We start from the raw sequence: 14,561 nt of genomic DNA, 5'->3' as shown, positions 1-14,561 counted from the left end.
CCAAATAACATTGGAGCGTCGAATTCCATGTCATTTCCATTAGTAGCCTCATCTCGTTGGTAACAGAAAGTGTTTGATTTTTGTCCGTTCAGACTTGCTTCCAAATTAATATGATTTGTATAAGTAATACTGACTGATTTGTTTAAGTCATTACCTGAACCAGGATGAACTTTGTCACCATCATTTACCGTAAGATCACCAGATAAGTATTTAACAAAGAATCCTTGAAATGGTGGTATAATTGGATTTGCATCGCCTGTAGTTCCATCAGAGCTATCCCAAGCAGTGCCGTTCCATAAATAAAAAGTGGAGCCTTCAACATTACTATTGTTACCAATTTTATTCCAATCAAGACCGCATGGGAAAGGGTTTCCAACTGAATTCCATCCGGTATCATCGCCGGAACCTCCACTTGTTACGGTAAGTGTTTGTGAACCTGTGTTAAAATCTCCTGAAGTCGAGACAGTTGTTCCTACTGTTTCCCATACCTCATACCCTTCTCCAACAGTAAGGGAAGTGTTGACATCAGTGATATAATTACCCCAACCAAAGTCATAAGCTCTCATATATGCATCGTTAGAGTTTATCCAAAAATCGTTAACTGTGGAGTTATCAACGGGGATTGAAATAAGATGCCATTGACCAGCGGAGATATATTGATAATATACTCCTGTTAGATTTGTAGTAGGAGTAATTAGAGATCCGCTTTCTTGTCCGGCACTGGAGCTGGATTGAATAATGATCCCTCCCGTTGTATTTCCGTTTACGATATTTCCTCCGGTAGATTGGTCTGTAACCTTTCCGCCAGCTTTAATATACACTTTTGATGTTTCTTGAATATTTAGCTGAGTATCACCACTTTCAATAACTACTTCTCCATAAACATAGAGGGTGCTGGTGTAATCGTCATTATAGCCAAGGTAAAGAAAATAATTATCATCACCAATATCGCTTATAATTATTCGACCTCCGGTAGCAACTGTTATTTCTTCATTTAACATTATAACAAGCTCGGTTATATATACGTCAGTTGTTATATCGCTGCCTCCTTTTCCGGGAGCATCGGTCGCTGTTGTCCATGTGTCACTTGCTAAATCATAAACTTCCCAATTGTCTGAGTTTCCCCAAAAAATATAAGAATCACTGGTTTCTATGGTTCTATAGTCCCCGTCTTCGTACGCAAACAAAGCTCCTTGAGTTAGGAATAGCGTTAAAATTAAAAGGTAATATTTTTTCATCTTTTTATGTTTTTATTTAAAGCAAAAACATGTAATTGCAATTTTATTTAAACCAGTAAATGTAGTAAAAATAGCATACTTTTTCAAGTTTTATGTGATTTTTAGAGTACAATCCTAGCAAATTAGATACAAATATACTTAAATTATTCAAAAATGGTATTCTTTTACTTAAAAAATAGTATTAGCTTGAACAAGATAAAAGGATTTAAAAACCTTGTTTATCAATATACATTGGCAAAACTGTATATGTTTTTTTTAATGTTTTAGGATATAAAAAGTACAGTTTTTAAAATATTGATTTGATGAAGAATAGAGCTACATTTTAAGTCCGGAATAAGATCGAATACCAAATATTGAACTTCCTAACCTGATCATAGTACTTCCCTCTTCAATAGCAATATTGTAATCGGCAGACATGCCCATAGAAATTTCAGAAAAATAGTTTTGTGTTATGTATTTTTCTTTTATTTCTTCAAAGTAACTTTTGAGTTTTGCAAACTCACTATGAATTTGATTTTCATCATCGGTATAGGTTGCCATTCCCATAACTCCAAGGATACGGATATTTGTTAATTTTTGAAAATCATCACTTTGTAATAAATTAATGACTTCGTTTTTTAAAAAACCAAACTTTGCCTCCTCATCAGCTATATGAAACTGCAATAAGCAGTCGATTATACGATTATTTTTTATCGCTTGCTTATTAATTTCTTTTAGAAGTTTTAAACTATCTACGGCGTGAATTAAGTTTACAAAAGGAGCTATATATTTAACTTTGTTGGTTTGTAAATGTCCTATAAAATGCCATTCAATGTCTTTTGGTAAATGTTGGTATTTATCAACTAATTCTTGAACTTTATTTTCGCCAAATATTTTATGTCCGGTGTTATATGCTTCAATAATATCTGTTTCTGGCTTGGTTTTAGAAACGGCTATCAGTTTAACATTTGATGGGAGTTCGCTTTTTATTTTGGATAGATTTTCCGTAATAGCCATGATCGTGTTTTTTTGCAAAAGTAAGAAATCCTTTGCTAAAGGTTAGCAATCAGTATAAAAAATACGAATTCTAAGCCCTTACTCTGTGACGCTCTGTGTATTCTCTGTGTTGCTTTGTGAAATAGCTATTGCGCAGAGATACTCAAAGAAGCACAAAGTTTCGCAAAGAAGAGTTGACTATTGTAAATCCTTAATTTTTATTTAAAGAAATCATCAATTGCTTTAATGGCGTTTAGTGTGCGCATCTTGCCCTGACCGCTAATTTTTACAAAAGGTAGTTTTTGTTTGAGAAGTTCTTTTTCATAGAGCTTTAACAGACTTTCCCGTTGGTTTGGATGCTCTCGTAAAGGATCAAATTCCCATTCTAAATCAATATCTGTCAATAAATACAAATCAAAATTTTGCTTTTTTATTTCATTTTCTATCCAAGGATGAACTGTTTTGTATTTGAATTTGCTCCAAATTTTAATGACAATTAATTCAGTATCTGAAAACAAATAGTCATTAGCTTTTACAGATGTTAACTTAATACTTTCGACTTGCTTTTTGGCAATATAAAGAAGGTCGTTTTTGTTGTATGGGCGTCCTAATCCGGCAATATAATTGCGTGCAAATTCAGGGGCGTAAATAGTATTGTAAAAGGCAGCTAATTCTTCTGTTAATTGACTTTTACCTGTAGATTCAGGACCTAAAATTGCTATTTTCTTAAGCATATATTAAACCGTGTTTTTGTTATTTATTTTTTGCCTCCAGCTGAAATAAGCCATAATTGCTAATACTAAAAAGACAAGGTATTGTATTGCGGTGAATCCGTATCCTTTTACTAAATAGAGAGGAATGGAAACAATATTCCCTGCAATCCATAATGTCCAATTCTCAATTTTTTTATTAGCCATTAGCCACATAGCGGCAAAGAAAATGCCGGTAGTAAAAGTATCGAGAAAAGGAGTGGCTGTTCGGAAATTTTCTATATCGCCCGATCCTAACTGAGTTAATGCGTAATTAACGCTTTCGGAAAATCCTAAATCCGAAGGCATTACATCATAATGGCGATATACGGTTATTACAAATGCCGATGTAAAAATAAATATACCCGTTGCCTTTAGTTTATCTTTTGTATTGGTTCTGCTAATGGCAATATGACTTTGTTTGTCGTCGATTACTTTGCTCCACATATACCATCCGTAAATGCTCATCAGAGTATAATAAATATTAATAATCAGGTCGCCGTACAGAGTCCATTGCGAGAGCAAGTAAACATAAATCACGGTACTGATAATGCCCGTTGGATAAACAAGTATATTTTCTTTACGAGCGTAAAATACGCTTATTATACCAAAAAGGGCAGCCAAAAATTCGAGAATAATATTGAATGTTGTTGCGTTTTGATAAGGCTCGGTTAAAAATTCTATTATTTCTGCCAATTTTAATTGTTTTTAGAGTGGATTTGAAGGTCGGAATTAATAATCTTTAAAATAAATACCGATTGAGGTATATTGAAAGATTTTTCTATTTCAACAGTTAATGCGTTCATCACATTTTTGTATTCACCAAAAATTTGAGTACTAATCCCTGTATTTTTTATTTGTAATTTGGTATAGCTTTTTAAGCGATCAATAAATTCCAATATAGCAGGAACATATTCTTCTTGCAAAGGATAATAGCTTATTTCAACCGAGATATTCATGACGTTAATGTTTAGAAAAGGACAAAGTTAGTGAAAAATAGATTGTTGTAAATTTTATCAGATACACTTTTGTTATATTAAAAAATCGTAAAATTGCAGCGAAAAACTTAAACCATTGAAAACTACAAAATTCCATTTTTCTAAAGTCGTTGATATTTCAGCAGCACACTTATTACACGATATATATTCTTCGTTTTTAGCTCCATTAATACCATTGTTGATAGAAAAGTTAAGTATTAATTATTTTTTAGTCGGGATATTAGCGGTAATACAGCGTTCGGCATCTCTTTTTAATCCATTTATTGGTTTACTTGTCGATAAAAAAGAATTACGGTATTTTATCATATTAACGCCTGCAATAACGGCAATTAGTATGAGCATGATAGGCTTGGTTTCCAGTTTCTATCAGTTGGCAGCTTTGCTTTTTATTATGGGTGTTAGTGCTGCTTTTTTTCACGTTCCGGGACCAGTTTTAATTCGGAAAGTTGCCGGTGATAAAACCGGTTTGGGAATGAGTTTTTATATGGTTGCCGGAGAATTAGCACGTGCTATAGGTCCAATAGTAATTGTTTCTGCCGTTTCGTGGTGGGGTTTAGAGCATACTTACAGATTAATTCCTGCCGGTATTTTGGCATCAATTATTTTATTCTTTCGCTTGCGAAAATTGAAACATATAGATTTTAAAAGACCACCTGCAAACTTGAATATAAAAGAAACATTAATTGAACTTAAAGGTTTCTTTTTAGTGCTTACGGGATATTCCTTTTCAAGAGGATTGATGCGTGGCTTACTGATTACTTTTTTACCGGTTTATTTAACTTCTCGCGGTGAGTCTTTATGGGTGGCGGCTTATTCTTTATCAATATTAGAGCTTGCAGGAGCCGCCGGCAGCTTGGTGGCAGGTGGTATTTCTGATAAGATTGGAAGGAGAAGAACATTGATAATTATTGCATTGGTAACTCCGGTATTGATGTTGGGATATAATTTTGCAACAGGATTTGTTAATATTTTAATGCTAATTTTAATAGGGTTTTTCATATTTGGTTCGGGGCCGGTATTATTGGCTTTGGTTCAAGAGAAAAATTTAGAACGACCAAGTTTTACCAATGGGGTTTATATGACTATCAATTTTGCTTTTGGGGCAATAGCCTCTTTGTTTGTTGGTTGGCTGTCAGATATAATTGGTCTGGAAAATGTTTTTCATATAACTCCTGTTTTTGCAATGCTTGCTATTCCTTTTGCTTTTATGTTTAAAGAGCCAAAGCGAACAGCTTAAATTTTTTGGATAAGTCGAAAGGCATGAGTTTTTCTTTAAAAGATTCCTTTCTAATTCTGCGATAATTTGCGTTATCTGCGGGAGAATACGTCTTGATGAAAAAGTTCCCGCAGATTTCGCTGATAGACGCAGATAAAATATTACAATCTAAAATATTCAAGATATAACTCTTTTCAAGAGAACAATTCTCTACAAAACTGTTTGCTAAAAGTTATTAATTCCAATTTAGCTTTATCTTTGCCAAAAAAAATAAAAGATGAGTTCAGGAAATCCGAAAAAATTCAAACGTTATACTATAACATCGGCTTTGCCGTATGCTAATGGCCCTATTCATATAGGTCATTTGGCGGGTGTTTATGTTCCTGCTGATATTTATGCAAGATATTTACGTTTAAAAGGAGAAGATGTTTTATTTATTGGAGGTTCTGATGAACACGGTGTTCCGATTACAATTAAAGCTCGAAAAGAAGGTGTTTTACCTCAGGATATAGTGGATAAATACCATGGCATTATCAAAAAATCATTTCAAGATTTAGGTATTTCTTTTGATGTTTATTCACGTACTTCGGCAGAAATTCATCATAAAACTGCATCTGAGTTTTTTGAAAAATTATATAAAGATGGTAAGTTTATCGAGCAAAGCTCTGAACAGTATTATGATGAAGAAAACAAGCAATTTTTAGCTGATAGATATATTACAGGAACTTGTCCGCATTGCTCTTACGAAAAAGCTTATGGCGATCAGTGCGAGAGTTGTGGAACATCTTTAAGTGCAACAGATTTAATCAATCCTAAATCAGCTTTAAGTGGGAATATTCCTCAACTAAAAGAAACAAAACATTGGTATTTGCCATTGAACGAATATGAGCCTTGGTTAAAAGAATGGATAGTTGAAGGGCATAAAAACGATTGGCGCCCGAATGTTTACGGTCAATGTAAAAGCTGGATAGATAATGGATTACATCCACGTGCTGTAACGCGCGATCTTGATTGGGGTGTAAAAGTTCCACTAAAAGGTGCCGACGGAAAAGTTTTATACGTTTGGTTTGACGCACCCATCGGATATATTTCAGCGAGTAGGGAATGGGCTAAAAAAACAGGGAACGATTGGGAAAAGTATTGGAAAGACGACTCTTCTAAGCTCGTTCATTTTATAGGTAAAGACAATATTGTTTTTCACTGTATTATTTTTCCAGCAATGCTAAAAGCTGAGGGTTCTTATATTTTACCCGATAATGTTCCGGCTAACGAATTCCTAAATCTTGAAAATGATAAGATTTCTACTTCTCGAAATTGGGCTGTTTGGTTGCACGAATACCTCGAAGATTTTCCCGGAAAGCAAGATGTGTTACGTTATGTTTTAACGGCAAATGCACCAGAAACAAAAGATAATGATTTTACTTGGAAAGATTTTCAAGCAAAAAATAATAATGAGTTATTGGCTATTTTCGGAAATTTTGTAAATCGAACTTTGGTGCTTACTCAAAAGTATTATAAAGGAAAAGTACCTGCTAAGAATGAATTAACCCCTCTCGATATTGAAACTTTATCCGAACTGGCTAATTATCCTGATAAAATTGGCAAAAGCATTGAGAATTATCGCTTTCGCGAAGCCATTAATGAGTTAATGAATTTGGCACGATTAGGAAATAAATATCTTACAGAAACTGAGCCTTGGAAAACCATTAAAATAGATGAAAAACGGGTTGAGACAATTTTAAACATTGCGTTACAAATAAGTGCAAATTTGGCACTCTTGTCGGAACCCTTTATCCCTTTCACTTCTCAGAAATTAAAAGATATGCTAGGGTTAAATACCGAATTCTCTTGGGATAATGCCGGAAGTGCCGATTTAGTTTTAGAAAAATCTGTTTTACCAAAACCTGCTTTGCTTTTTGAGCGAATAGAAGATAAGGCAATTGAAGCGCAAGTACAAAAATTATTAGATACTAAAAAAGCTAATCAAGCAGATACAAAACAAGCTAAGTCTGCTAAAGAGAATATTAATTTCGAAGATTTCTCCAAAATGGATATTCGTGTAGGAACAATTTTGGAAGCAGAAAAGGTTGCTAAAACAAAGAAATTACTCAAGCTTAAGGTAGATACCGGTATAGATCAGCGCACTATTGTTTCGGGTATTGCAGAGTATTTTAAAGCCGAAGAAATTATAGGTAAACAAGTAAGCGTTTTAGTTAATTTGGCACCAAAAACACTCCGTGGAATAGAATCACAAGGTATGATTTTAATGGCAGAAGATGCCGATGGAAGTCTACGTTTTGTTGCTCCTTTTGTTACTACAAAAGATGGCAGTGAGATAAAATAAGAGCTTTAATTTTTATACTTAATACGCCTTTTTATGTTTTAGAAAGGCGTATATTTTTGTTTGTAAGTAATTGTTTACCAACCATTTTCTTTGCTTTATTTGTTGCGTAAAAAGTTTTTCTGTTTAATTATTATTCATACATTCGCTATATTATTAACTAAAAAACAATTTAAAATGAACAAAAAATTATTACTTTTTGTAAGTTTATTTCTTGCCAGTACTTTTGCTTTTGCGGGAGGCTTAGTAACAAATACTAATCAAAGTACGGCTTGGACGCGAATGTTAATTCGTGATGCTTCTACCGGTATAGATGCTGTATTCTATAATCCTGCCGGATTATCAAAATTGTCAGATGGTTTTCATTTTTCAATTAATAATCAAACCTTGTTTCAGACACAAAACATTAATAGTACATTTCCTTACTTAAACGGACAAGATTATGAAGGAATTGTTAAGGCGCCTGTATTCCCAGGTATTTATGGTGTATTTAAAAAAGATAAAATTGCAATTTCATTTGGATTTAATCCTGTAGGAGGTGGCGGTGGTGCTACTTTTGATACAGGTTTGCCTTCTATGGAAATACCTTTCGCAGGCTTAGTTCCTGCATTAGGACAGTTAGGTGTTACGGGATATAATATGGATATGTTCTTTGAGGGATCTTCAGTTTATTTCGGTTTGCAAGCAGGTCTTACGTATGAAGTAAATGATTGGTTATCTGTTTATTTTGGAGGTCGTTATATTATGGCTAAAAATACTTACAGTGGTTATATTCGTAATGTTACAGTAGATACTCCTTCCGGAACTTTAGCTCCAGGAACATATGTAGGTGGTGTTGCAGGTCAAGCTGCTGATGGTTCTCTTCAAGCTGCTGCCGGAGCTGTTGCCGCTCAAGGTGGAGGTGATGGTCTTACTCCTATTGTTGATGGTGGTGGAGGCGCATATACTTTTGCTCAATTAGAAGGTGCTGGCTTTATTACTGCTGCACAACGTGCTCAATTAGAGGGCGGTTTATTGGCATTAGGTAGTACTCAGGCAGAGATTGATGCTATGTCTGCTGCTGTTGCCCAAGGAACTTATTATGGTTATGCAACTTACTTAACAAATTATTCTGCTGAATTGGCTGCTACTGCACAATATCTTTATGGTACAGCTACTTATTTAAATGGTGTTACTGCTGATCAAGATGCTGATGTTATTCAATCTGGTGATGCAATTACTCCTATTATTGGAGTTAATCTAACATTATTAAATGATAAATTAAATATTGGTATTAAATACGAATTTTTAACAAAAATGAATTTAATAGATGAGGTAATTGATAATAAAGGATTTATAGATGGTGGTTCCGTTAGTTCTACAGGAGTATTTACTCCTACTTATATGTTTGAAAATGGTAATGTTACCAATGCGGATATTCCAGCTTTTCTTTCTATAGGTGCTGCTTATCAAGCTACTGATAAATTAAATGTAACTGTCGGTTTCCATACTTATTTTGATGAAGATACCGGTTGGGCTATTGACGAAGATGGAAATGCTACTGTTGATGGTAACTTTATAGAGTACGGTTTAGGATTAGAATACTTACTTACTGATAAATTTTTGGTAAGTGCGGGATATTTAGGAACTAAAACAAACGTAACAGAATTTTATAATGATGATTTAAGTTATAGCCTGAATACCAATACATTTGGTGGCGGCGGTGCGTTTAAACTAAATGATAAGTTTACTCTTCAGTTTGGTGCTTTCTATACAATGTATCAAGGAGATACTTTCGATAAAGTTGATGATGCTACAGGAATTCCTTATACAGAAACTTATGAGAAAAACACTTGGGCTTTTTCCTTAGGTGTTGATATTAGTTTAGGTGGAAAGAAAAAATCAGAATAATTGCCTTTAGAAATAGAATCTAAAAAGCTTCCGTCAACTGACGGAGGCTTTTTTTATGTTTTATAATGAAAACTTAGAATTGTAATTCGTTTTTTAAATTTGATTGCTATATTCGCTCTGAAAAGTTATTCATTCCAGTATTTGAATTCTAATCATAAAAAATAGAGATTCTATAAAATATGAACTCAAAACTTATTAGAGATATAAACTTAAGTTTTGTCGAGAAATTTAGAGGAAATCCTCTTTTGATTTTTTCTCCAGGGAGGATTAATCTTATAGGAGAACATACAGATTATAACGATGGTTTTGTTTTTCCGGCAGCTATTGATAAGGGTATTATTATGGCAGTTCAGCAAAGTAATACAGATCTTTGTACTATTGTTGCTTACGATAAAAAAGAGTCTTATACATTTTATTTGGATGATATTCAGCCTGTAAAAAGCGGAGCTTGGCAAAATTATATATTAGGTGTTATTGTTGAATTGCAAAAAAGAGATTTTGAATTAAACCCATTTAATATTGTATTTGGAGGTGATATTCCGATAGGAGCAGGATTATCTTCCTCTGCCGCTTTAGAAAACAGCATTGTATTTGGATTAAACAACTTGTTTCAGCTTGGAATCTCTAAGAAGGAAATGATTTTTATTTCACAAAAAGCAGAGCATAATTTTGTTGGTGTGAAATGTGGAATAATGGATATGTATGCAAGTATGTTTGGAGAGGAAAATGAGTTTTTGTTGTTGGACTGCCGTACAATAGAAGCAGAACCTTTTCAGATTGATTTCGGAGAGTATGAATTAGTGCTTATCAATACAAATGTTAAGCATAGCTTATCAGATAGTGCTTATAACGATAGACGAATGGTTTGTAGTAATATAGCCCAAATATTAGGAAAGAAAGCACTAAGAGATGTGAACGAAGAAGATTTATTAAGTATTAAGGAATCGGTTTCAGAAGAAGATTATCAAAAAGCTTTATATGTAATACAAGAAATTGAAAGAACCCAGCTTGCAGCAAAGGCATTGGTAAATAATGACCTTTTAAGATTGGGAAATTTGATTTATGAATCGCATAAAGGATTACAACATCAGTATAAAGTAAGTTGCGAAGAACTTGATTTTTTAGTAAACCGGGCAAAAGAAAGTAAAACTGTAATAGGAGCTAGGATGATGGGAGGAGGCTTTGGTGGATGTACTTTAAATCTAATTGCAAAGTCTGAAACGGAGAAATTCATAGCATCTATAACAAAAGAGTATAAAGAGAAATTTAATAGAGATTGTTCTGTTTATCAGGTGCATCTCTCAAAAGGAACACATCTAATTGGTTAAAAAGCTAATTTAAAATAAAGATTAAAGGATTTGAAGAATGATGACAGCAAATTTTGGTTTTTGGGATTATTTAATATTTACAGCCTACGGAATATTAATTTTAGGAGTTGGATTATGGGTTTCGCAGGATAAAAAGGGACATCAGAAGAATGCAGAGGATTATTTCTTGGCGAGCAAGAGTTTGCCTTGGTGGGCCATTGGCGCATCCTTAATTGCTGCGAATATCTCAGCCGAGCAATTTATCGGAATGTCGGGCTCCGGTTTTGCTCTTGGATTAGCTATTGCATCCTACGAATGGATGGCTGCCATTACTTTAATTATTGTTGGAAAATATTTTTTACCCATATTTATTGAAAAAGGATTATATACTATTCCCGAATTTGTTGAAAAACGATTTTCGACTAATCTAAAAACTATTTTGGCTGTATTTTGGATTGGATTGTACATTTTTGTAAACCTTGCTTCTGTACTCTATTTAGGCTCCTTGGCACTTGAAACCATTATTGGTATTCCGATGGTTTATGGTGTTATAGGTCTCGCATTATTTGCAGCCGCTTATTCTCTTTATGGTGGTTTGTCGGCAGTGGCCTGGACAGATGTAATTCAAGTGGTGTTTTTAGTTCTTGGAGGATTGGTTACAACCTATATTGCTTTGAATACGGTATCGGGAGGCGAGGGAGCTTTTGTTGGTTTGCAAACTATATATGATGCAGCACCCGATCGCTTTGTAATGATCTTGGATAAATCAAATCCGGAATTTAAAAATTTACCCGGGATTGGAGTTTTAGTTGGGGGTTTATGGGTGGCAAATCTGTATTATTGGGGGTTTAACCAATATATTATTCAGAGAACTTTAGCTGCAAAGTCTTTAAAAGAATCTCAGAAAGGTATTTTGCTTGCCGCTTTTCTGAAGTTAATTATTCCTTTAGTTGTTGTAATTCCCGGAATTGCAGCTTATGTTATGATAAATGATACTGAAGTTATGACTCGGTTAGGTGAAGCCGGCTTGCAGAACTTGCCATCGGCAGAACAGGCTGATAAAGCATATCCTTGGTTATTACAGTTTTTGCCAACAGGATTTAAAGGCTTGGCATTTGCAGCTTTAGCGGCAGCTATTGTATCATCCTTGGCATCAATGTTAAATTCAACATCTACTATTTTTACTATGGATATTTATAAGCAGTACATTAATAAAAATGCAAGTGATAAGACTACTGTAAATGTTGGTCGACTTTCAGCAGCAATTGCATTAATTATTGCATCAATTACGGCTCCATTATTGGGTGGAATAGATCAGGCATTTCAGTTTATTCAGGAATATACAGGTGTTGTAAGTCCTGGAATATTAGCAGTATTTATGTTGGGCTTATTTTGGAAAAAAACAACTAATAAAGGTGCTATTACAGGTGCTTTGGCATCCATTCCTATTGCAATGTATTTTAAAGTTGCACCAAAGGGATGGTCAGAAAACGGATTGTTCTTGGATTTACCGTGGATGGATCAGATGGGATATACTGCTATTTTAACAATGATTATTATAGCATTGGTAAGCTATATTCAGAATAATGGAAAAGATGATGAAAAAGGGATTCCTATTTCAAAAGAATTATTTAGGACTTCGCCTGTATTCAATATAGGTGCATTTGCTGTAATGATTATATTGGTAGCTTTATACGCAATATTCTGGAAATAAAGAAATTATAATTGGCAAATTTAAGATTTAAGAGTGTTATACTCCGAGCTGATTTTGCTAGCCAGTTTACAATTATTATAGACTAAAGCAATGTTCGATTCTAAAGATTTACCTTCTGTAATCTCAACAATTTTGCCAAGTAAATAAGGTGTTTGCTCTTTCCCTTTTATTCCTAAATTATCCATTTCAAGTAGAGCTTTATCAATAGCTTGGTTTATAATTTCACTATCCATTGAATATTCGGTAGGAATGGGATTAGTCACAAGTATACCTCCATTTAATGAAAGCTCTAACTTGGTTTTTAACATATTGGCAATTTCTTGAGGGCTGTCGATTTTAAAGTTAACTTTAAAATCAGATGTTCTGCTGTAAAATGCTGGAAGCGATTCTGTTTGGTATCCAATTACAGGAACTCCTTTTGTCTCAAGGTATTCCAAGGTCAATCCTAAATCTAAGATTGATTTTATTCCGGCACAAACTACAAGAACGTTAGTGTTGGCCAGTTCATCTAAATCAGCGGAGATGTCAAAACTGGTTTCAGCTCCTCTGTGTACTCCTCCAATTCCTCCGGTAGCAAACACTTTGATTCCTGCTAAACTGGCGATATACATAGTTGCAGAAACAGTAGTTGCTCCATCGATTTTATTCGCAACATTATAAGCAATATCCCTTCTTGATGTTTTGATAATTTGTTTCCCTTGACTTCCTAAAAAGTCTAGTTCTTTTTTTGAAAGACCAACTTTTAATTTTCCATTTAGGATGGCTATTGTTGCTGGAATACTTCCGTTTTCACGGACAATTTCTTCGCATTTAATTGCTGTTTCAACATTTTTAGGATAGGGCATTCCGTGTGAAATAATTGTTGATTCAAGCGCAACTATTGGTAATCCTAATTCAATAGCTTTGCGAACTTCATCATTAAATTCTATATAGTTATTCATATTTTTTTACTTCATTTTTGTTTAGTAATTCACTTGTTGAGTTATTGGATTGAAGAGTTATGTTAGCCGCAATATTGGCGTATTTTAGTTTTTTGTCATCACTAAAATTATGGAGAACTCCATGAATAAATCCGCTTAAAAATGCATCTCCTGCGCCGGTTGCATTAACGATGGTATCAATACCAAGAACCTTTTTAGTTATTATTTCTTCTTTTTTGCTCAAGATAATGTCTTTTTCCTGATTTGTAATTAAAAGTGTTTTAGCTCCTTTTATATGAAGATGTTTTATCTTATCTATTGTTTCTAATTCATCAGATAAAGCGGATAGTTCGATTTGATTTAATTTAAGAATAGAAATTTTATCTAAATAAGCACTAAGTTTTACGACTTTTTTAGCACTAACAGCATCCATAATAATTATTTTATCTTGATAGGTGTTGAGTAGATAATGTAGTGCCTCTGTTTCTATATTATTGTCAATTATAATGGTACTGAATTCATTGATAAACCGGGCTTTTGTTTTTAAAAATTCACTATTCAATTCTTTAGTAATCTCCATATCATTAAGTCCCAGAAATAAATCATTTTCCTGATTCATAATGCCGAGATAGACACTATTGCTTCGGTTTTTTATGAAAAGCGAGTTTGTGGTATCAATACCTATTTTCTCCAGACTTTTATTTGCCGACTTAGAGAAAAAATCATCTCCAAAAACAGTAATAAAATGAACTTCGTTTTCTAATCGGCTTAAATTCTCGGCAATATTTCTTCCAACTCCACCAAAGGCAATATGAATCTTTGAAGGATTAGAATCGTATAAGGTATATTCATCATCTGATTTTGCAAAAATATCAATGTTTTGCGCACCAATGATTAGTGCTTTTGCCATAACTTCACCACTTTCTGTTTTATAATGCATTAAATTAGTTAAAAATATCAAACCTAAAAACAGGATGAAAAAGAAAGATATACATCTTTTATACTATGTTCATATTCTTTTACCAAGGTCATCTAAGAAAAAAATAACGCAAATAATTAAACTGTAATTACTTGCGGTTTTTAAAAGTACCCCCAACAAGACTCGAACTTGTATCTAGTGTTTAGGAAACACTTGTTCTATCCCTTGAACTATGGGGGCAACAAACGCGCAAATTTAAGCCTTTTTTATAAAGAACCTTATTAGATGCAAAAT

The 14,561-nt window shown here is 33.7% G+C and carries 12 protein-coding genes and 1 tRNA gene; 5 read left to right on the top strand and 8 right to left on the bottom strand.

Features of this window, described 5'->3' with window-relative positions; genetic code table 11:
* From J7K39_08610 to J7K39_08590, 5 genes are all read right to left on the bottom strand, one after another.
* On the bottom strand, positions 1-1,238 hold a 1,238-nt coding region (locus J7K39_08610), incomplete at its 3' end, for a hypothetical protein (GenBank protein MCD6179952.1).
* Between the two features lie 315 nt (positions 1,239-1,553).
* Entirely contained in the window at positions 1,554-2,234 is a 681-nt protein-coding gene (locus J7K39_08605) for a YggS family pyridoxal phosphate-dependent enzyme (GenBank protein ID MCD6179951.1), read from the bottom strand.
* Positions 2,235-2,431: 197 nt separating this feature from the next.
* Positions 2,432-2,947, bottom strand: a complete 516-nt coding sequence (locus tag J7K39_08600) for an ATP-binding protein (protein ID MCD6179950.1) — start codon at positions 2,945-2,947, stop codon at positions 2,432-2,434.
* Between the two features lie 3 nt (positions 2,948-2,950).
* Positions 2,951-3,658, bottom strand: a complete 708-nt coding sequence (locus J7K39_08595; GenBank protein ID MCD6179949.1) for a nicotinamide mononucleotide transporter — start codon at positions 3,656-3,658, stop codon at positions 2,951-2,953.
* A 2-nt stretch (positions 3,659-3,660) separates the two neighbouring features.
* Positions 3,661-3,921, bottom strand: coding sequence for a hypothetical protein (locus tag J7K39_08590; GenBank protein MCD6179948.1), 261 nt, complete (start codon positions 3,919-3,921; stop codon positions 3,661-3,663).
* A gap of 115 nt (positions 3,922-4,036) precedes the next feature.
* On the opposite strand from J7K39_08590, the gene J7K39_08585 reads away from it, so the two are divergent.
* The 5 genes from J7K39_08585 (at position 4,037) to J7K39_08565 (ending at position 12,428) form a co-directional block, all read left to right on the top strand.
* Complete coding sequence (locus J7K39_08585; GenBank protein ID MCD6179947.1) at positions 4,037-5,197, top strand: MFS transporter; 1,161 nt, start codon at positions 4,037-4,039, stop codon at positions 5,195-5,197.
* Between the two features lie 256 nt (positions 5,198-5,453).
* Positions 5,454-7,520 carry a methionine--tRNA ligase gene (metG, locus tag J7K39_08580; GenBank protein ID MCD6179946.1) on the top strand — a complete coding sequence of 689 codons (2,067 nt, stop codon included), beginning with the start codon at positions 5,454-5,456 and terminating at the stop codon, positions 7,518-7,520.
* Positions 7,521-7,694: 174 nt separating this feature from the next.
* Complete coding sequence (locus tag J7K39_08575) at positions 7,695-9,407, top strand: hypothetical protein (protein ID MCD6179945.1); 1,713 nt, start codon at positions 7,695-7,697, stop codon at positions 9,405-9,407.
* Between the two features lie 179 nt (positions 9,408-9,586).
* Positions 9,587-10,735, top strand: a complete 1,149-nt coding sequence (gene galK / locus J7K39_08570) for a galactokinase (GenBank protein MCD6179944.1) — start codon at positions 9,587-9,589, stop codon at positions 10,733-10,735.
* Positions 10,736-10,772: 37 nt separating this feature from the next.
* A complete protein-coding gene (locus tag J7K39_08565) occupies positions 10,773-12,428 on the top strand; it encodes a sodium/sugar symporter (protein ID MCD6179943.1) in 1,656 nt (551 codons plus the stop codon).
* A 20-nt stretch (positions 12,429-12,448) separates the two neighbouring features.
* On the opposite strand, the gene J7K39_08560 is transcribed toward J7K39_08565, so the two are convergent.
* The 3 genes from J7K39_08560 to J7K39_08550 form a co-directional block, all read right to left on the bottom strand.
* The gene (locus J7K39_08560; protein MCD6179942.1) at positions 12,449-13,369 is read right to left on the bottom strand and encodes a pseudouridine-5'-phosphate glycosidase; all 921 of its coding nucleotides are present in this window, start codon (positions 13,367-13,369) and stop codon (positions 12,449-12,451) included.
* Positions 13,362-14,288, bottom strand: coding sequence for a carbohydrate kinase family protein (locus J7K39_08555; protein ID MCD6179941.1), 927 nt, complete (start codon positions 14,286-14,288; stop codon positions 13,362-13,364). The genes J7K39_08560 and J7K39_08555 overlap by 8 nt, the downstream gene beginning before the upstream one ends.
* Positions 14,289-14,435: 147 nt before the next feature.
* Positions 14,436-14,507 (bottom strand) — tRNA-Arg (locus J7K39_08550).
* Positions 14,508-14,561: the final 54 nt, after the last annotated feature.

This window comes from Bacteroidales bacterium (assembly GCA_021157585.1).
GTDB lineage: Bacteria > Bacteroidota > Bacteroidia > Bacteroidales > UBA12170 > UBA12170.
The sequence above is the reverse complement of the archived record's forward strand: the minus strand, read 5'-3'. Positions and strand labels throughout refer to the sequence as shown.

Coding starts and splice junctions, on each gene's coding strand:
- J7K39_08565 (MCD6179943.1), top strand. CDS start 10,773: ATGATGACAGCAAATTTTGGTTTTTGGGATTATTTAATATTTACAGCC.
- metG (MCD6179946.1), top strand. CDS start 5,454: ATGAGTTCAGGAAATCCGAAAAAATTCAAACGTTATACTATAACATCG.
- galK (MCD6179944.1), top strand. CDS start 9,587: ATGAACTCAAAACTTATTAGAGATATAAACTTAAGTTTTGTCGAGAAA.
- J7K39_08605 (MCD6179951.1), bottom strand. CDS start 2,234: ATGGCTATTACGGAAAATCTATCCAAAATAAAAAGCGAACTCCCATCA.
- J7K39_08600 (MCD6179950.1), bottom strand. CDS start 2,947: ATGCTTAAGAAAATAGCAATTTTAGGTCCTGAATCTACAGGTAAAAGT.
- J7K39_08560 (MCD6179942.1), bottom strand. CDS start 13,369: ATGAATAACTATATAGAATTTAATGATGAAGTTCGCAAAGCTATTGAA.
- J7K39_08590 (MCD6179948.1), bottom strand. CDS start 3,921: ATGAATATCTCGGTTGAAATAAGCTATTATCCTTTGCAAGAAGAATAT.
- J7K39_08555 (MCD6179941.1), bottom strand. CDS start 14,288: ATGCATTATAAAACAGAAAGTGGTGAAGTTATGGCAAAAGCACTAATC.
- J7K39_08575 (MCD6179945.1), top strand. CDS start 7,695: ATGAACAAAAAATTATTACTTTTTGTAAGTTTATTTCTTGCCAGTACT.